At 66.0% G+C, this 16,696-nt stretch carries 17 protein-coding genes and 1 pseudogene; 14 read left to right on the forward strand and 4 right to left on the reverse strand.

Features of this window, described 5'->3' with window-relative positions; translation table 11 throughout:
- Positions 1-70: 70 nt before the first annotated feature.
- Positions 71-1,525, reverse strand: a complete 1,455-nt coding sequence (locus tag BIU98_RS08125) for an APC family permease (protein WP_071274549.1) — start codon at positions 1,523-1,525, stop codon at positions 71-73.
- Positions 1,526-1,838: 313 nt separating this feature from the next.
- On the opposite strand from BIU98_RS08125, the gene BIU98_RS08130 reads away from it, so the two are divergent.
- The 6 genes from BIU98_RS08130 (at position 1,839) to BIU98_RS08155 (ending at position 7,117) form a co-directional block, all read left to right on the forward strand.
- Complete coding sequence (locus BIU98_RS08130) at positions 1,839-2,582, forward strand: sugar isomerase domain-containing protein (RefSeq protein ID WP_071274552.1); 744 nt, start codon at positions 1,839-1,841, stop codon at positions 2,580-2,582.
- Between the two features lie 10 nt (positions 2,583-2,592).
- The gene (gene nagB, locus BIU98_RS08135; RefSeq protein WP_175481319.1) at positions 2,593-3,378 is read left to right on the forward strand and encodes a glucosamine-6-phosphate deaminase; all 786 of its coding nucleotides are present in this window, start codon (positions 2,593-2,595) and stop codon (positions 3,376-3,378) included.
- A gap of 146 nt (positions 3,379-3,524) precedes the next feature.
- Complete coding sequence (locus BIU98_RS08140) at positions 3,525-4,235, forward strand: GntR family transcriptional regulator (RefSeq protein ID WP_071274555.1); 711 nt, start codon at positions 3,525-3,527, stop codon at positions 4,233-4,235.
- Between the two features lie 177 nt (positions 4,236-4,412).
- Positions 4,413-5,345 carry a PEP phosphonomutase gene (locus tag BIU98_RS08145; RefSeq protein WP_071274558.1) on the forward strand — a complete coding sequence of 311 codons (933 nt, stop codon included), beginning with the start codon at positions 4,413-4,415 and terminating at the stop codon, positions 5,343-5,345.
- A gap of 161 nt (positions 5,346-5,506) precedes the next feature.
- Positions 5,507-6,124: a recombinase family protein gene (locus tag BIU98_RS08150; RefSeq protein ID WP_071274563.1), complete on the forward strand. Its 618-nt coding sequence runs from the start codon at positions 5,507-5,509 to the stop codon at positions 6,122-6,124.
- Positions 6,125-6,127: 3 nt separating this feature from the next.
- The gene (locus BIU98_RS08155) at positions 6,128-7,117 is read left to right on the forward strand and encodes a hypothetical protein (RefSeq protein WP_139200632.1); all 990 of its coding nucleotides are present in this window, start codon (positions 6,128-6,130) and stop codon (positions 7,115-7,117) included.
- Between the two features lie 91 nt (positions 7,118-7,208).
- On the opposite strand, the gene BIU98_RS08160 is transcribed toward BIU98_RS08155, so the two are convergent.
- The 3 genes from BIU98_RS08160 to BIU98_RS08170 form a co-directional block, all read right to left on the reverse strand.
- Positions 7,209-7,580 (reverse strand): hypothetical protein, encoded by a 372-nt coding sequence (locus tag BIU98_RS08160; protein ID WP_139200633.1) that lies wholly within the window; start codon positions 7,578-7,580, stop codon positions 7,209-7,211.
- A gap of 2 nt (positions 7,581-7,582) precedes the next feature.
- On the reverse strand, positions 7,583-8,251 hold the full coding sequence (locus BIU98_RS08165) for a ParA family protein (RefSeq protein WP_071274574.1): 669 nt from the start codon (positions 8,249-8,251) through the stop codon (positions 7,583-7,585).
- Between the two features lie 184 nt (positions 8,252-8,435).
- Complete coding sequence (locus BIU98_RS08170; RefSeq protein ID WP_217635682.1) at positions 8,436-10,280, reverse strand: hypothetical protein; 1,845 nt, start codon at positions 10,278-10,280, stop codon at positions 8,436-8,438.
- A gap of 880 nt (positions 10,281-11,160) precedes the next feature.
- Between BIU98_RS08170 and BIU98_RS08175 the strand changes: the two genes are divergently transcribed.
- The 8 genes and pseudogenes from BIU98_RS08175 to BIU98_RS18920 form a co-directional block, all read left to right on the forward strand.
- Complete coding sequence (locus BIU98_RS08175; protein ID WP_071274580.1) at positions 11,161-11,826, forward strand: hypothetical protein; 666 nt, start codon at positions 11,161-11,163, stop codon at positions 11,824-11,826.
- A gap of 45 nt (positions 11,827-11,871) precedes the next feature.
- On the forward strand, positions 11,872-12,384 hold the full coding sequence (locus tag BIU98_RS08180) for a hypothetical protein (protein WP_071274583.1): 513 nt from the start codon (positions 11,872-11,874) through the stop codon (positions 12,382-12,384).
- Positions 12,381-13,298, forward strand: a complete 918-nt coding sequence (locus tag BIU98_RS08185) for a hypothetical protein (RefSeq protein ID WP_071274586.1) — start codon at positions 12,381-12,383, stop codon at positions 13,296-13,298. Before BIU98_RS08180 ends, BIU98_RS08185 begins: the two co-directional genes overlap by 4 nt.
- On the forward strand, positions 13,298-14,434 hold the full coding sequence (locus BIU98_RS08190) for a S9 family peptidase (protein WP_071274589.1): 1,137 nt from the start codon (positions 13,298-13,300) through the stop codon (positions 14,432-14,434). Before BIU98_RS08185 ends, BIU98_RS08190 begins: the two co-directional genes overlap by 1 nt.
- Positions 14,435-14,619: 185 nt before the next feature.
- Complete coding sequence (locus tag BIU98_RS08195) at positions 14,620-15,294, forward strand: hypothetical protein (protein ID WP_071274592.1); 675 nt, start codon at positions 14,620-14,622, stop codon at positions 15,292-15,294.
- Positions 15,291-15,644, forward strand: coding sequence for a TrbC/VirB2 family protein (locus BIU98_RS08200; RefSeq protein ID WP_071274595.1), 354 nt, complete (start codon positions 15,291-15,293; stop codon positions 15,642-15,644). Before BIU98_RS08195 ends, BIU98_RS08200 begins: the two co-directional genes overlap by 4 nt.
- A gap of 25 nt (positions 15,645-15,669) precedes the next feature.
- On the forward strand, positions 15,670-16,440 hold the full coding sequence (locus BIU98_RS08205) for a hypothetical protein (RefSeq protein WP_071274598.1): 771 nt from the start codon (positions 15,670-15,672) through the stop codon (positions 16,438-16,440).
- Positions 16,433-16,696: pseudogene (locus tag BIU98_RS18920) on the forward strand (hypothetical protein); the annotation flags it as partial. The gene BIU98_RS08205 and the pseudogene BIU98_RS18920, both read left to right, overlap by 8 nt.

Below are 16,696 nucleotides of genomic sequence, written 5' to 3' on the forward strand. Positions count from 1 at the left end.
CAGTGTTGTGGGCGGCGTCGGTGGTCCCGGGGTGCCGTGCCCTGAGGGTAAGCGGCACCCCGGGGACGGTTCAGTGCCGAGTTCCGAGTGTGGTGTCGTCATCCAGCGCCGGCGTCGCGCCGGTCATGGCATCCCCGGCGGCCTGCAGTGTGCCGAGGTGTCCTCGTGCGGAGAGGACGGCGACGATGACTCCGCCGATGATCAGCCACACGATGGCGACGATTGGCGCCCAGGCGTTGGTGCCGGTAGGGAGCGGGAAGAGGGTCTTGTAGCCGACGTAGAGCAGCAGCAGGCTCGACGCGATCGGGATGATCAGGTGCTTGAGGACGCTGAACTCGTTCGGGTAGCTCGTCCGGTAGAGCTTCCACACTGCGACGTTGCCGCTGATGTAGACGACGATGATCAGGATCACGGTGACGATGCCGGCGAAGGCGAAGACGCCCTGCGTTCCGAGGAGGAAGCCGCCGCCGATTGCAACGATCAGGGTCACGAACGACTGCAGGAGCACGGCGTTGGTGGGGGTGCGGCGCTTGGAGTGCACCACCGCGAGGGGCTTTGGCAGAACACCGGCTCGGGCCATGCCGAACAGCACGCGGCTGGACGCACTCTGCACAGCGATGCCGATGCCGATGACCGAGTTGATGAATGCGATCAAGACAAGAACCCACCAGCCGCCCCAGAGGCGTTGTGCGAGCTCCAGCACGGGGGCGCCGTTGGCGACGAATCCGGCGACGTCGTTGGTGCCCCAGCCGACCAGGACGCCCCAGCCGACGAAGAGGAAGAACGCGATCGCGATGACGAGGGAGAGGATGACCGCTCGCGGGAGAGTCTTCGCCGGGTTGGCGCTTTCCTCCGCCAATGGTGCGACCGACTCGAATCCGGCGAAGGTGAAGATTGAGAAGACCACCCCGAGGAACAAGCCGTTGAAGCTGACTGCGTGGGTGGGCAGGAAGGGCTCGAAGTTGAAGCCGCCGTTGCCCGGGTGCAGCAGCCCGGTCAAGGCAAGTGCCAGTCCGACGAGGACCTCGAACGAGCCCAGCGCGACGACCACACCGATGGAGAGCTTCAGCCCGAACAGCGACAGCACGGTCAGCAACGCGGTGCCGACGAGAGCAATGATCCACCAGGGCAGGTAGAAGCCGGTGGTGCTCTTGAGGATGTTCTCGATGATGCCGCCCATGAACGCCAGGTTGATGCCGGCGCCGATCGGCTCAAAGAGCAGGAACGCCCAGGCGACCATGAATCCGGTGCGTGCGCCGATGATCTCGCTGACCCAGCTGAAGTAGCCGCCGGCCGAGGAGCGCTTCTTCGACAGTTGGATGACGGAGACCGCGACGAGGCTCATCGCGAGGCCTCCGACTCCGAGCGCTGCGGAGACAGAGACGCCGGTGACGGCGGCGATTGCCTGGAACGTGAAAAGCAGACCGACTGCTGGTCCGATGTGGGTCAGCGCCTGCATGAGCACGCCGGGAAGAGTGATCGCTCCCGCTTCCAGGGTGGAGTTCTCGGTGGTGCGTGTGCTCATGATCGGGTTCCCTCGGTCATCGGGGTGAACGTGGGCGACGTTGCGGCAGCACGGCCGCACCCTGTCGACCCAGCGGCTGCTTCGGGTGGGGCGGTCTGGGTGAGAGCTTCAGCGATCTTCCCGGGCACGACATCTCCTAAGTGGTCTGTACCAGTTGAGGTGGCTCACCATGCCATTTCAATTGCAGTGCTGTCAAGCCGCTTCGGATGCCGTTTGAAACTTGTAACAAGCCTGAAAAGTGGTACGGTCCACTCTGTCCGCACTGCAGCCGAACCGTCGGCGTCGTATGGCGGTCTACAGATGGAGGAGCAGCATGGAGTACGAGTACCTGGCCCTGGCGCGGAAGACTCTTGACCGTCTCGCCGGCACGCAGTTGTCGAACGTGGATGACGCCGTGGATCTCATTGCCGACTCGATGCTCGCCGGCGGGGTCCTGCAGGCGTTCGGTACTGGCCACTCCCGGATCGTCGTGCACGAGATGAGCGGACGCGCCGGCGGTCTCCTACCGGTGAACCTGGTTCGCATCAGCGACCTCACCACCTACGGCGACTTGGACCCCAAGGAGCTCCTCGACCCGACCCTCGAGCGGAACCCTGGATTCGCGCAGTCGGTCTATGACCTCATCGGGGCCAAGCCGGAGGATCCCTTCCTCATCGTGTCCAACTCCGGCATCAACGGCTCCGTTGTCGAGATGGCGAAGCTGGTCAAAGAGCGCGGACACAAGCTGGTCGTCATTACCTCCCTGCAGCACAGCTCACAAGTCGACACGCGTGCATCCTCCGGCAAGCTCTACGAGTTCGGAGACGTCGTCATCGACTCCGGCGCTCCTGCCGGGGACGCAGCACTCGAGCTCGAGGACGGGACACGCACCGGCGCGATCTCCAACCTCGCCGGCGTCATCATCGTGCAGCTGCTCACCGAGGGCATCTGCCGCCGCTACATCGCCGCCGGAGAGCGTCCGCCCGTGTACCGGTCGATGAACCTCCCCGACGGCGACACGGTCAACAAGGCGTTCGAGGCGCAGTACGTCGGCCGCATCCGCCCGATTGAGCCGTAGGAACACGATCGTGGAGGTCATCATCCTGCCCACGGCCGAGGAAGTCGGCCGTGCTGCGGCAGCGGCCGTCGTGTCCGTCATGCGCAAGAAAGCGTCTGCGGTCATCGGACTCGCCACCGGCTCCAGCCCACAGGGCATCTACACAGACCTCCGGCGCCGCGTCAACGCCGGCGACGTCAGTTTCGCCAACGCCTACGGGTTCGCATTGGACGAATACATCGGGATCCCCCTCGAGCACCCCGAGTCGTACGCATCCGTGATCACCCGAGATGTCGTGGAGCCGCTCGGTTTCACGCCCGACCGCGTGCGCGTACCGGACGGCCGGGCGGCAATCCCCGCCTTCGCTGCCAAGGAATACGACGCCGCGATCCGCGCTGCCGGCGGTATCGATGTCCAGATCCTCGGCATCGGGACGAACGGGCACATCGGGTTCAACGAGCCCACCTCCTCGTTCGCCTCCCGGACCCGGATCAAGACGCTCGCGCCGTCCACGCGCGAAGCCAACGCCCGGTTCTTCGACTCCCCCGACCAAGTCCCGACGCACTGCATGACCCAGGGGCTCGGCACCATCCTCGAAGCCGAGCGCCTGGTGCTCGTCGCGCAGGGCTCGGCGAAGGCAGATGCGGTCGCGGCCGCGATCGAGGGGCCGCTGTCCTCGTTCGTGCCCGGCAGTGCGCTGCAGCTGCACGAGCACGCGACCGTCATCGTCGACGAAGAAGCGGCCGCGGGTCTGCGACTCGCGGACTACTACCGGTACACGTACGCCAACAAGCCGGAGTGGCAGCAAGTCTCGTGACGAGCACTGCGGAGGTTGCGAGCAGAAGTAGGGTCTCGCTTGACGTAGTTCCGGGCAGCGATGAGAGACCCGGAGCCGATACGCGCTCGTCGGATCCCGCTCGCTGGTCTGGTGACGGGCAAGTGAAGCCGAGGAGGATCTTACGGATGGCGCACAAGTACGAGGCGGTCGCGCAAGCAATACGTGACACCATCGCGTCGTCGCTGCGCCCCCATGACGCACTCCCATCCGAACGCGACCTGATGACGGTGCACAGCGTCAGCCGTCAGACCGTCCGCGCGGCAATCGCACGACTCATCGACGAGGGTCTGGTGTACAACATCCATGGCTCTGGAACCTACGTCGGCTCCCGAGACATCTTCTCCAAGGCGCCGAAGCTGACCTCCTTCACCGAAGACATGGCCAGCCGTGGATTCACCGCCTCATCCCGCGTCCTCGCCGCATATGCGCTCGACGCGGAAGAAGAAGTGGCACGGCGCTTGGCGGTGCCGGTCGGGTCCCCCTGCACAGTGCTCCGGCGGCTTCGACTTGCGGACAACAAGCCGATCGCCATCGAAGAGGTCTTCCTACCGACCACGGTGCTGGACCTCGATCAGCTCCGCCTCGGCGAATCGCTGTACGCGCAACTCGCTGACCTCGGGCACGAGGTCATCCGCTCCGAACAAGAGATCACCGCGACCGCACTCGACGACGAACAGTGCCGGCTCCTCGAAGTACCACCGGGATCAGCAGCACTGTGCGTCCTACGCGTGAGCTCTTCACGACAAGGACGGCTCATCGAGTTCGCTCGCGACATCTACCGCGCCGATCGGTACAGCTTCCGACTCGCCGTGACGAAGGACGAAAGCAAGCGCTAGCCCAAGTGCGCTGAGCCTCCGCGAGCTCGCTCTCACTCTCCGCCTGATGACCACCGCCGTGGCTCGGCCGCTGGACCAGCAGTCAGCATCGCCTGAGCAACCGCCCGACTTGGCGAACCAAGACGCTCATGCCGCCTGGTTTGCCCTGGCGAGACCGCTCTCCATGAAAGGAACCCGATGACCAAGCGCCTCCTCGACACAACGGCTCGCGAAGTAGCCTCCTACGGTCGGGAACAGATCATCGCCTCCATCGCGGCCAGCGAAGGCCGCGTGCTCGCTGCGGAGGTCATCTCCACAGCGATGGCGGCGGTCCAAGACGTCAGCAACCCCGAGGTCGCAGCCGCGATGGGCGCCGACCTCATCGTTCTGAACATGCTCGATGTCACCCAGCCCTCTGTGGATGCCATCGAGACACCAGATCCTGCAGAGGTCATTCGAACGATCAAGAAGCTCACCGGCCGACTGATCGCCGTCAACCTGGAGCCAGTCGATCCGGACGCGGACCTGATGACCGAAGACCACTTCGGTGGCCCCGCTGGCACCTCAGGGCGGCTCGCCACGATCGAGAACGTCGCGGTAGCGGTCGCCCTCGGCGTCGACGCGATCGTCCTCACCGGTAACCCTGGCATGGGTGTCACCAACGACTCCCTCGCTCGCGCCGTCGTCGCGACGCGGGCAGCCGCCGGCCCCGACCTGCTGATCATCGCTGGACGGATGCACGCTGCCGGAAGTGTCTCGCAAGCCGGGAGTCGCATCGTCGACGCCGAAGCCCTCAAGGCGTTTGTCGCAGCCGGCGCGGACATCGTCATGCTCCCCGCACCAGGTACTGTCCCTGGCTGCCACGAAGCGCTCGTCCGCGAGTGGGTAGAGGTCGTTCACTCAGCCGGGGCACTCACCATGACCGCGATGGGGACATCGCAAGAAGGGGCAGATGAGGACACGATCCGCCGCATCGCGCTCATGGCAAAGATGACCGGCACCGACATCCACCACCTTGGGGACTGCGGATTTTTTGGCATCGCTCTTCCCGAGAACATCGTCGCGTACAGCATTGCGATCCGCGGCCGACGACACACCTACCGGCGGATGAGCATGTCCCTGCTTCGCTAGGTGCTGTCTCGGGTCAGCGCCCACTCTTCCTGCATCATCGGATCGGCTACCGAGACGAGCGGACCTTCATCACGACCCCGCGAAGACACTGGGAAGAGCGCGTCTCAGATAGATAGTCCGAATAAGGTTCCGGTGACGGTGCCCTATGCGAGACTCGAAGCATGGACACCGGATGGACCCTTGGCTACGCCCGCGTCTCGACCGACGGCCAGGACCTCACCGCCCAGACCGACGCACTCGTAGCGCTCGGCGTGCCGGCAGAACGTGTCTTCTCGGACAAAGGCATGACCGGGACCCGGCGGGACCGCCCAGGCTTGAAAGCGGCGCTGGCGGCCTGCAGGCCGGGCGACACGCTCGTGGTCACGAAGCTCGACCGGCTGGCGCGCTCCCTCAGGGATGCGACCGATATCGCCGAGGAGCTCACGAAGCGCGGCGTGCGGCTGAACCTCGGTGGATCGATCTACGACCCAACCGATCCCGTCGGACGGCTGCTCTTCAACGTGCTCGGGATGGTCGCGGAGTTCGAGTCGGATCTGATTCGGGCCCGGACACGCGAGGGGATGGCCACGGCGAAGGTGCGGGGCAAGCTCAAAGGGCGCAAGCCGAAGCTCTCCCCCGCACAGGAACGCCACCTCGTCGCGCTACACCGCGCCGGCGATCACTCGATCGCCGAGCTCGTCGAACTGTTCGGGATCGGACGCGCAACGGTGTATCGGGCGCTCGATCGGAACCCGGTCGCCGAGGCTCCCGACCTCACGCTCCCCCGCGTCGAGGCTTAGTCGATGAGTGCAGTCACGCCAGCGGCCTACTGTGCCCGGCTACTCAAACGAACTCGAGAAGACGTCGCCGCGGCCATTGTCGAAGTCGTGGAGCATCGCGATGAAGGCGAGGAATCGTCCGGCCGTGGCCGGCTCATCCACTGGGTCGCCGGCATCGACGACCCAGACACCGCAGGATTCTTCCGACTCATGGCCGACGAGTCACTGGAGGACGCCACCCGCCTCCTGACCGCGATCGACGAACACGCACATGCGATGCAGCTCGTCATGGAAGCCGGTGTGGCATCGACGTCGCTTGTGACGCTTCAGCGTGCGCTGATCGAGGCCGTTCTGACGCTTTGCTACGTCCATGACGCTGACGCAGCCCCGGCGCGGACCATGCTCCGAATCCTCGCCCGGCAGCTCGATGCCTTCGAAGGGTCGGAGCGCAACTCCGCGGCATTCCCTCGTTCGGTCATCGGTGACCGTGCCGCTGAGATTCGCGAGGGCGTCGAAGGCTTCCGCGCCATGCTCGTGAAGTACGGCGTCGAGCTCACTCCGCTCCACAAGGGGTCCACACCGTCGCTGGCTTACGACGGCCACCGCGAGAACGTCGTGTTCAACGCCACCGACGCCGCCAAGCGGTATCTCAAAGCCGACGCGCACCACTGGAACATGGGAAGCGGTGGCACTCACTCGAAGGCGTGGTTCCTACCGAGCGTGCTGGACGGGCTCACGGACGAGAAGCTGTCGAGCGAAGTGGAGCAGTTCGGCGCGCCAACGTTCGCGGTCCTCGCGTCGGCACGGGTACTGCTGGTCGCGGTCGCCGCGCACAGCGGGGTGTCCACGACGACTCCGCGTGAAGCGGTGTTCATGCGGGAGAAAGCGTTGATGGCCTTCGTGCAAGGCAACGACCCCAGCCCCATATCCCTGGCCGAGTTCGAGTCGCGACCGGCTGACTGGAAGCCGGAGGCACGAGACCTCTCGGCATTCCAGCTGCGGCGGCCGCTTTGAAGAACGAACTCAACACAGGCAGCCACAGCGCAGCGAAGACCAGCAGCTAACCACGCTCAAGGATCCTAGTTACAAGTTACTAACTGCAAACTTATTCAGGCAGGGCGTCGTCGCTGATGCCCAGGGACGCGCGCAGCTCAGCCTCGGTGGTGCCCTGCAGCCGCTCACCGTTCACGATCAAAAGGTCGATGGCGACACGGATCAACGTGTTGTCAGTCAGCCGCTCCCCCGCGCGCCCCCGGAGCGCATTCAGCTCCTTGCGCTTTGCCTCAACCCAGTCGAGTTGATCGCGGCGCTGGCGCGTGGGCTTCGGCTCGAACGTGAGCCACTTGGGCACGTCCGAGTCGGCCATCGAGGGCGCCGACGTCGACTGCGCCGCAGGCCTCGGCGGTGCCTTCGTGTCCGCCATCGGAACGATCTCTACCTGCTTGCCGATGATGCCGGCTAGGTTCGCGCGTGCCATCACTACTTCCCTTCGTTGGCCCAGATCGTTGTCAGCTCGAGCGCTGCTGACATGAAGTCGTCCACCGCGAGGCTCGTGTTGCGGGTCGACGCGTAATTGGTGACGACTTCGCCGGTTCCTTGCGCATCCGAGTGGGCGATGTACTCGCGGATCCAGGTGTTCAGATGCGGGATCTCGGCGCCATCGAGTGCTGTGAAAGTGTCATCCTTTCGCGCGTAGGACGCTTCGTTGCGGCCCACACGGCTGATGACAGCGCGATACGGGATGCTTCTCGGCTCCACGAGGGATTTGATCGTCCGAAGCAACGGACGGATGCTCGCCGGCTGAGGCTCAAGTGGCAGCACCGCGAAGTCGGTCGAGTCCAGCACCAAGCCGATGCGCTCCGCCGCGGAGGGTTCAAGGTTGCCAGGCGTGTCTACGAAGATCGTGTCCCAGCTGTCGGCGGCGCGAAGCTGACGAAGCACTGCGGGATCGTTCTCGTCTGTGAAGTCGAACGGCAGTGCGATCCCCTGCTCGTCGGCGGTCTCAGCCCAGTCAGTGAGCGTGCGCTGCGACGGGTCAAGGTCGACAACCAAGACACGGGAGTGCTTTGCGGCAATGGCTGCCAGGTTCATGACGACAGTGCTCTTGCCTACGCCGCCCTTTTGGTTGAGCACAGTAACGATGCGCATCTGATCCTCCAACTTGCTACTGCAAGTTCGTAGTTGGGAGTTCGCAACTCCTAAGTAAAGCGTACTTGACAGGTCAAAACTGTTAACTAGCAACTCCTAGTTGTTAGCTGCCAAGTACAGCCTACGGGCCGACCTAAAAAGTAGCAACTGTTAGTTCGTAGTTTTTAACTTGGAGTTGATACGTTCAAGCTGCCAACTCCAAGTCTCGTAGCTCCTGCATGATCCTGCGTCGGACGAACCGCATGGCTTCTTGGTGGTCGGCCCGGCCGTCGCTCGAGCACGGGTATGCCGGGTACGCCTCGGGGCCGCCGTGGTCGTCGACGGATCGGAACATGACGACCTGCGTGGTGGGAGTGCGGTCGCGGCCGCGTCTGCCGGCCTTGCGGATTAAGTGGTTCTGCCACCAGGCCCAGAGGTCCCGCTCGTCGAGGTACTGCCGCTCACGGCGCTGGAGGATCCCGTCGACGCCCAGCTGCTTGGCCACGTACGTTCGAAAGTCATGGAAGCGCCGGCGCCACCCAGTGGGTGTGGCGATCGCTAGTGTCCAGCGGCGCATGCGTGCGAGGGCTGCTTGTGCACGGCCGCGGGGGAGTCCAGCGCGGTCAGCGACGACCTCTGGTGCGTGCTCGTCAGTGGTCAGGCTCTCGTAGACACGGCGTGCCGTGGGTCCCAGTCCTGCGCGGGTAAACACGTCATGCCTTCCCGCGTCGAGCCGGTCTTCCAGAGCGTCCAGGAGGGTGACTCTGACGTCGAAGAGCTCGGCCGGGGGGCGGGCGGTCACGTCGTGAAGTGGCCCGACTTGTACGAAGAATGTGGAGAACTGGTCTGTGAGCCGCCAGACGGCTGCGTTGGGACCGTCGGCCTGCCGCCGGCGGGTGATCCATCCAGCCGTGTGGAGACGGCGGAGTGAGCGGTCGACGGTGCTCGAGGGGATCCCCGTCGCGATCGCCACCGACCGGAGCGCGGCGCCGACGTCGCAGGAGCCGGAGCGCAGGGACAGCCAGGCGAGGTAGGTCAGGACGGTGCTGTCGTGCAGGTCCGCCTCGGTGCGGGTCCAGCGGCCGGGGGAGGCGGTGAACGCCTGCAGCATGCCCTCGACGACGGCGACGATGCCGGCCAGCTGGGTCAGGTCGCGCTGTTCGCGTTCCTCGGGCGCGTACCGGTACAGCACAGCCCGCTCCTGCGCCTTCGCCCACTGCCGCTCGAGGCGCGCAGCCGCCTCGGCCTGCAGTCGGGGCTCACGGCCGCCGGCGGGACGGTTGCGGCTGCGGTAGTGCTCCATGCCAGGAGCGGTCTTCGCGGCGTGGTCGACGTCGGCAAGGGTCCACCCGGACACCGCAGCCGCAAGCAGGCACAGGTAACCGGTGCGCGACGGGTCACGGCCGCCGGCAACGGTGGCCATGTGCGCCTCACCCCACGCCGGCAGCGACCGGTGCACCCGGTGCCGGGCGTCGACGGGACCGGTGGGGGAGGAGTCAGCGGGGTCGACGGTCGGGCGGAGCTCGCGGAACGCCGCGGTGACTCGGAGCAGGTCGCCGGCGGTGACCGTCGGGGTGCGGAGCACGTCGACGTCGTCGGCGCCGGCCATCACCTCGGACGCGCCACCGCGTGCGTGCGGGGTCAGCGGGGGGCGCACGGCGCCCGTGCGGTCGTTGCAGAGCAGCCCGTGGTCAAGGGACGGCAGCACGGCGCGTGCGGCGCCGGCGAGCTGCACCATCGTGGCCTTGTCGATGCCGGCAAGCGGCATCCAGACGTGGAACCCGCCGGTGGGGCTCGACCGGCACACGACGTGGGGGAGCGCTGCGTCGCGGAGGATGCGCACCAGCACGCCGAGGTCCTCGGCCGCCTGGTCGAAGTCCTCGGGGGTCTTCGCGTCGAGGTCGAACGCGGCGAACCAGAACCGTCCGTCGTGGTCGGTGAGGTCGATCGTCCACGGTGTCGACGGGGGAGTGTGCCCTGCAGTCGGGAACTTCGACGGGTAGCTGTTCGACCGGATCGTCCCGTCAGCCTCCGCGATCATACGGTTCACGTACCGACGAGGCGCGATCGAGCGAGTCAGTGCCCAGGCGCTATCCGGAGTGGACACGCGGACAGATTTGTACGTGCTGGGCGCAGCAATGTGCGTTACGATGGCGTCACCTCCGCGGCTTGCCTTGGTGGTACGAAGAAGGCTCCCGGCTCCAACCGGGCTTCTTCTCTCGGATGCTCACGACCTGTCCTGATTGGCGTCTGACCAGGTAGTGAGAAACATGACTTGGGGCTTCGCCCCGAACCCCCGCCTCGGCGGGGGTTTTGTCGTTATGCGGCGGGGATGGGCAGCTCCACTCGGTTAAGCCGACGAGGGTCCTCAACAAGCGGCATAGCGCCGTTGTCCGCAACAAGCGACCGCGCTAGCGCGTCGAGGTAGTAGGCGACTGAGACTCCGCTTGCTTCGGCGGCATCCTTGAACGCCTGGCGGGTCTCAGGAAGCACGCGGCCCTGCAGAAGGACCGTCGGGGCGTTCTGCGCTCGGCTGGCGCGTCGTCCAAAGTCGCTCATAGCCACACCTTGGCTGGAACATGCATGCACATCGCACTCCCGCGACGGCGTGTCGCCGTTTGCGAACTTCTCGGCAGGGTTCCAGCCGAGAACCGGCACGCTAATGGTCGTGCAGACCGAACGTTCCACCTTCGCAGAAGAGTTGCCCCAGACGCGCACTCCCGCAGACGCCTCTCCGGCGCGTCCCTCTCGTCGCTGGGTCTGGATCATCCTGAAAGGCGCCGCTGCGGTAGGCCTCGTGAACGTCATCGCCATCGCTCTCGTGGGTTGAAGGCATGAAGCAGTCGGCATGGTTGCAAATTAGCAACGCTGCTGTATATTTGCAAGAAGCGTACCAAACCGTCGCCTGCTAGCGTTTTTGAGTGGACCCAATGAGCGAATCTTCCGCACAAGCTCTGCACGGAGCGCTCGCAGCTGAGCTGCGCGCTGCGCAGGGCGTCGCGCACGTGAACGTGCGTGCGTGGGCCGAGCGGTCTGAGATCACGCACGACACCATCTACCGCGTCCTCAACGGCAAGCGACCGATAACCGTCGTGGAGTTGGTCAACCTCTGCCGAGCGATCGGGGACGACCCGCTCGAGTTGGTGGCCCGTGCAGCAAAGCGCGCTGGGCTTGACCTGGGCGACGGCACAGACGAGATTGTCCGTTCTGACCGCGCCCGGCTCGCGCTAGAGGCGTCCGGGCTCTGGGACAGCCTGGACGCGGCGTACACGAAGGCGCGGTCGGCGCTGAGCAAGACCGGCCACTTGCTGTCACTTCGGGAGTGGCGTGCGTTCGTCGACGGTGCTGGATCGCACTCGTTGGTGATCGCTCTGGCTGACTTCCTCGAGGTGCCGGCGGACTACCTCCTGGGAAAGACGCCGGAAGACGAAGCGCAGCGGATCGACGCCCAGCTTGGCCTCGCTCGCTCGATGCGCTCGCTCGGAGTGACGAAGATCGCGGCGCGGTCGCTCGACGAACTAGAACCCGAGGAGATGGCCACGGTGGAGTCCGCCATTCGTGCGCTGATCGACAATGAAGAGGGTCCCCGATCCTAGGGAAGTGAGTGCTCTCCGAAGGGGGAGCGCTGGACGGGAGACATCATGCGAGAACGCCGCCAGGGGCAGGCCACTCACGAGCCTGTCGCGGCGATCGCCGCCGCGCTCGTCTGGAGGACGCCGCTGCCCGACGTGGCGGAGTTCGAGGACCTGTGCAACGCAGTGTCGGCGCTCTACGGCCGGCGGCTCGTCTTCGACGAGATCAAGGACGCCTCGCTCCGCGCAACCACTGGAATCCTGTTCGAGGCGGAAACGTTCACCGGGATCCTCGTACCGGCGGACGACAGCAACTACTACAGCTTCCTGAGTCGGACGCATGAGCTCTGCCATCTGATCGTGCGGAGCGCACCCGATGACTGGTTCCCGCCGGGCACCGCGCGGCCGCATCAGCCGGCGCCCGACTCGCGTCTATTCCTCCGCCTCTGCCCTCGGAACAGCTCGGAGTCGAACGACGCAGAGTCGGTGCGAGAAGAGCTGATCGTCGAAGAGATGGCACGCATGTTCACCCGCAGGCTCTCGGCCTACGCCGACACGACGGAAGAGGAGCACTTCGGGTGATCCAGAGCGCATGTCTCCTGATCCTCATCGTCGCTGTCGCGTTCCGCGCCCGGAGGTCGTACCGGAAGCCCGCATGGTGGGCGACCGTGTTCGGCATGGTGTCCCTGGCGACCTACGGCGTGATCGGGGCCCCTCCCGCAGTCCTCGACGGGCTCCTCGGCGACCGGAACCTCCTCACGCTTATACGCGATGCGTCCGCCGTTGCGGCGATGTGGTCGTTCCACAACGCCGTTGCGGCCGAGCGGGGTTTCGAACGCCGGCGGCTGCCGTGGTGGTCGATCGTCGTCGTCATCATCGGGTTCACGACTCCGTTCCTGCTCATCGCTGACCCAGGACATACCTCCCCGCGGTTCGTGCTCGATCGCCTCGATCAGCCGGCAGTGTGGCTGTTCGCGACCCTCTACACGGCGGTCATGGGGATCATCAGCGCGCTCACCATCCGAATGCTGGCGGAGCGGCGCACGATGCCGACGATGTTCTGGGTGACGGGACTGTCGCTGATGCTCGTCAGCGACGTCGTCGAGGTGCTGTACCTCCTCGTCGCACACTTCGGACCAGTCTCAGCGGCGTTCCGAGAGCACTACTACTATGTGGCCGAGGTGCCCTTCTTCTCGGGCATCTTCATCGCTGTTGCCGGGTTCATTTGGATCCTCGGCGCACGTGCGTTCTGGTGGGCTGCCGCCCGCTGGACCGTCAGCGTTGACGCCCGCGGCCACGGCCCCAGCTACCGAGCGAACCGCGTTGCCCTGGCGACAGCGCGCCGCTGGTCGAACCGTCAGCTTGCGTTCGACTCGGCGGCGAACATCCGCGACCGCGTCAAGGTCGGACTGCAGGAGCTCTCCACCGTCGAACGAATCACGTTCGCGGTCGTTGAACACACGCTGTCCAACAAGCTCGGAGAGGTCACCCCCTGATGCTCGCGCTCATCATCGTGGCCATCGCAGTGGTTGTGCTCGCCGCTTCCTACTGCGCCGCTGTGCTCCTGCTCGCGCGCGCCGTGGTGTTCCCGCAGCGTGCCCGGCCCACCAAGATCGTCCGCGTCAGCGCCAACGGGGACGTGGAGCTCTCCAGTAACCCGCTGACGCGTTTCGGCGGGATCCTCGGGCTCCTCTACGACGACGAGACAAAGCTGGCCGTGCTCACGTCCGCCGTCGACGACGACGACGGCAGCACTGTTGTGCGTCACCTCGCGGAGCCTGCAGCGCTGGAGGCGGGTACCGACGGGCGAGCGGCGGGGAACGTGTTCACTCCGACAAACGTCACGATGACCCCGCCGGCAAGCATCGAGATCCACACTGACCACGCCTCACAGCCCGCGTGGCTGTACGCCGGCACCGGCGCCGAGTCGTCCACTTGGGTCATCCACGTGCATGGGATGCTCGCCGGCCGCGACTCGGCCCTACGGAGCGTCCAAGCAGTAGCCGGGGCGGGATACACGTCGCTGGTGATCTCCTACCGAGGCGACCGCGAGGCCGCCGGCGAGACTCGGGAGCCCTCAGCACTCGGGCAAGCAGAGTGGCAAGACCTCGATGCGGCAATCGCGTACGCCAAGTCGCAGGATGCAGCTCGCATCGTCGTGGTCGGCTGGTCGCTGGGCGCGACGGTGGCACTCGAGGAGACGACGCGGGGGCAGCAGGGCGCGTCGATCGACGCTCTGGTGCTCGTGTCTCCCGTCGTGAGCTGGGCTCGCACCATCCACTACGGGATGGCCCGGCAGCGCGTACCGCGCTGGCTCGCGTCGTCGGCCATCGCCCTGTTGTCGTCACGCCTTGGTGCGCGTGTGCTGGGCCTGCCCGTCACGCTGCGCCTGACGGAGACACTGCCGACGGTGTCCGTGCCCACCTTGGTCATCCACTCGGAGGGTGATCTGACCACGCCGTTTGCCGCATCCGAAGCATTCGCCGCGAGCTCAGCCCGCGTCGCTCTTGAACAGTTCCCGGCAAGCCCGCACGCGATGGAGTGGAACGCTGCACGCAAGCTCTTCGCCGCCCACGTCAATGACTGGATCGTTGCGAATCTGCGGCGCACGGGCACGGAGGATGCTCGGTAACCCGAACCATGGCCACAGCGTTGCGCTGATCTTGCAAATCTGCAACACTCATGAACATGAGTGGAGCATTGGAGTCGCGTTCGAGCCAGGGCTCGTTAGATGCTCCGCGCGCGTGCCTGGTTTGCGGTAGCCAGCAGCTCGGCCCTCGGTTCTGCACCGAGTGCGGTACCGAGCTCGTCCCACAGGTGACCGTCACACACGCGGTCGGCCCGATGTGGGCAGTAAACGGCCACGTCCTCACAATCTCGCCGGGGGAGGACCTCCGGCGAACAGTTCTCGACACCGCAGCGGGCATCGCCCAGGCGACCGCACCGGTTCGCGTCGTCGTCACTGACGGGCCACGAGTCACGAGGGTCGTTCTTCGGCTCGATGGCAGCTCGGTGGCCGAGGGCGACGACGCTGCGGCCTGGGCAGGCCCGGGCGTGCAGCCGGTGGCTCCGCCGCGGTCGCGGCAGTCGCTGGTCGGCGTGCACGCCGGCTCGGGGGCGAGCACGTGGGCCCTCCTGCTCGACCTCCCGGAAGCGCAGCTCACCGATGACCCCACCGGGCCGGTCGTGCTCGTCTGCCGATCGACACCCGCGGGGATCAACGTGGCCAAGGCCGCGGTCCACGCGCTCGGCACTGACGCTGTCGACGCCGTTCTGGTCGTCGCTGACGCACCTGGCAAGCCCGTCCCGGCCGCCGTACGCGAGCAGCGCGTGCTGGCCGGTGCCGTATCGGTCGTACCGGTGCCGTGGCTTCCCCGTCTCCGGGCGGTGGCAGAAATCTCCCCTGCGTTGGTCGGGCAGCTCGCCCGTCCCGTTCAGCGGGTCACCAAGGCGCTCCTGGGGGCGCAGTCGAACAAGGAGAAGGCCGAATGATCAGCAACGCCATCTACGCCGTCGTAGCGAAGTCACCCAAGCTCGTCGACGCCAGTAGCCGTGCAGGCATGGTCGTCGCGCAGGCGTACTGCCTGCCCGGGAAGGCGCAGGACGCCCTCGACACCGCCACGCTCTGGACCCGCATCGTCGCGATCGCGCTCGGGGTCATCGCGCTCATCATCCTCGGCATCGGCATGTTCTTCTCCGGCAAGCGCCACGATGGCGGAGAGACCCTCAAGGGCCTCGGCTGGTGGATCGGCGGTGCAGCCCTGATCGGCGCGGCCGCGGGGGTGGCTTCGATCTTCCTCGGGTCGGTGTCGGCGAACTGCAAGCAGATCCCCGGCGCATAACCGACACCAACCCCGGGAGGCCGTCATGGCACAACGCAACCGCAGCACCAATGGCATCGGCGACACCGTCAAGCGCGGCTGGAACTCCAAGCCCGCCGCAGTGGGCGCGATCATCGTCCTCGCCCTGGTGGTGATCGTCGTCCTGCTCGCCATTGTCCTCGGCGTCTTCGCCCCAGTGAAGAACGGTGGAGCGGCTGCACCCACGGCAGCGAACAACGCACCGACCTCTGCACCTACTGGAACGTGCGACGTCCCGACGACGGGTACAGCCGCGTCCGCGGTGCCTTCCGACCTCCGGTGGCACGCCGGCCGTGGCGGCATCACATGGCCGGTATCGGGCGCGGTCGGTCCGACCAAGAAGGTCGACGGCTTCCCCGCATGCTTCGCGCGCACCGAGTCCGGGGCTGCTCTCGCGGCAACCACGGCCTACCTGGGGCAGTACGACACAGGCCACAGCGTGAAGGAGCTCTTGAACTTCTACATCGAGGACGGACCCGGCAAGGCGGACGCCGTCGACAGCACGGTGAAGGCGCAGACGGCACCTGAGGACCTGCGGTCGCAGGGCATCAGCGTCGCCGGGTACTCGGTGGAGTCGTTCGCGAAGAGCCGCGCGGTGGTGGACGTCGTCCTGACGCAACCGTCGAGCTCTACGGGGTACTTCGCGGTCCCGCTGACGATGAACTGGACCCACGACGACTGGAAGATGACCGTCCTCGATAACGGCGCGCTCTACTCCGGCAACCCGCTCACCCCCTCCGAAGGGGACTTCACCGCCTGGGGAGGCCTAGATGGCTAACGGCGTCGGTGACACGGTCTGTCACCTTGTAATCGGGTGCGATGCGGCCAAGACCGCGGTCGGAGACGCCGTGGGTGCCGCGGCCTCTAGTGGTTTCGAGCAGGCTGCGGACACGATGTTTTCGGCCTACGACGACATCATGAAGCAGTTCCTGACGAGCTGGACCGGCTCCGGGTTCCTGGTGTCGCTCGACAACAAGGCCACGCAGTGGTTCCAAGACACGTCCCTGCCGATCACGATCGCACTGCTCACCCTC

Source organism: Curtobacterium sp. MMLR14_010, assembly GCF_001865015.1.
Taxonomy (GTDB): Bacteria; Actinomycetota; Actinomycetes; order Actinomycetales; family Microbacteriaceae; genus Curtobacterium.

What these genes read in the sequence shown, in the direction of transcription:
- BIU98_RS08205 (WP_071274598.1), top strand. Translation starts at nt 15,670, where the DNA reads ATGGCACAACGCAACCGCAGCACCAATGGCATCGGCGACACCGTCAAG.
- BIU98_RS08175 (WP_071274580.1), top strand. Translation starts at nt 11,161, where the DNA reads ATGAGCGAATCTTCCGCACAAGCTCTGCACGGAGCGCTCGCAGCTGAG.
- BIU98_RS08180 (WP_071274583.1), top strand. Translation starts at nt 11,872, where the DNA reads ATGCGAGAACGCCGCCAGGGGCAGGCCACTCACGAGCCTGTCGCGGCG.
- BIU98_RS08145 (WP_071274558.1), top strand. Translation starts at nt 4,413, where the DNA reads ATGACCAAGCGCCTCCTCGACACAACGGCTCGCGAAGTAGCCTCCTAC.
- BIU98_RS08150 (WP_071274563.1), top strand. Translation starts at nt 5,507, where the DNA reads ATGGACACCGGATGGACCCTTGGCTACGCCCGCGTCTCGACCGACGGC.
- BIU98_RS08165 (WP_071274574.1), bottom strand. Translation starts at nt 8,251, where the DNA reads ATGCGCATCGTTACTGTGCTCAACCAAAAGGGCGGCGTAGGCAAGAGC.
- BIU98_RS08190 (WP_071274589.1), top strand. Translation starts at nt 13,298, where the DNA reads ATGCTCGCGCTCATCATCGTGGCCATCGCAGTGGTTGTGCTCGCCGCT.
- BIU98_RS08125 (WP_071274549.1), bottom strand. Translation starts at nt 1,525, where the DNA reads ATGAGCACACGCACCACCGAGAACTCCACCCTGGAAGCGGGAGCGATC.
- BIU98_RS08130 (WP_071274552.1), top strand. Translation starts at nt 1,839, where the DNA reads ATGGAGTACGAGTACCTGGCCCTGGCGCGGAAGACTCTTGACCGTCTC.
- BIU98_RS08200 (WP_071274595.1), top strand. Translation starts at nt 15,291, where the DNA reads ATGATCAGCAACGCCATCTACGCCGTCGTAGCGAAGTCACCCAAGCTC.
- BIU98_RS08160 (WP_139200633.1), bottom strand. Translation starts at nt 7,580, where the DNA reads ATGGCACGCGCGAACCTAGCCGGCATCATCGGCAAGCAGGTAGAGATC.
- BIU98_RS08140 (WP_071274555.1), top strand. Translation starts at nt 3,525, where the DNA reads ATGGCGCACAAGTACGAGGCGGTCGCGCAAGCAATACGTGACACCATC.
- BIU98_RS08155 (WP_139200632.1), top strand. Translation starts at nt 6,128, where the DNA reads ATGAGTGCAGTCACGCCAGCGGCCTACTGTGCCCGGCTACTCAAACGA.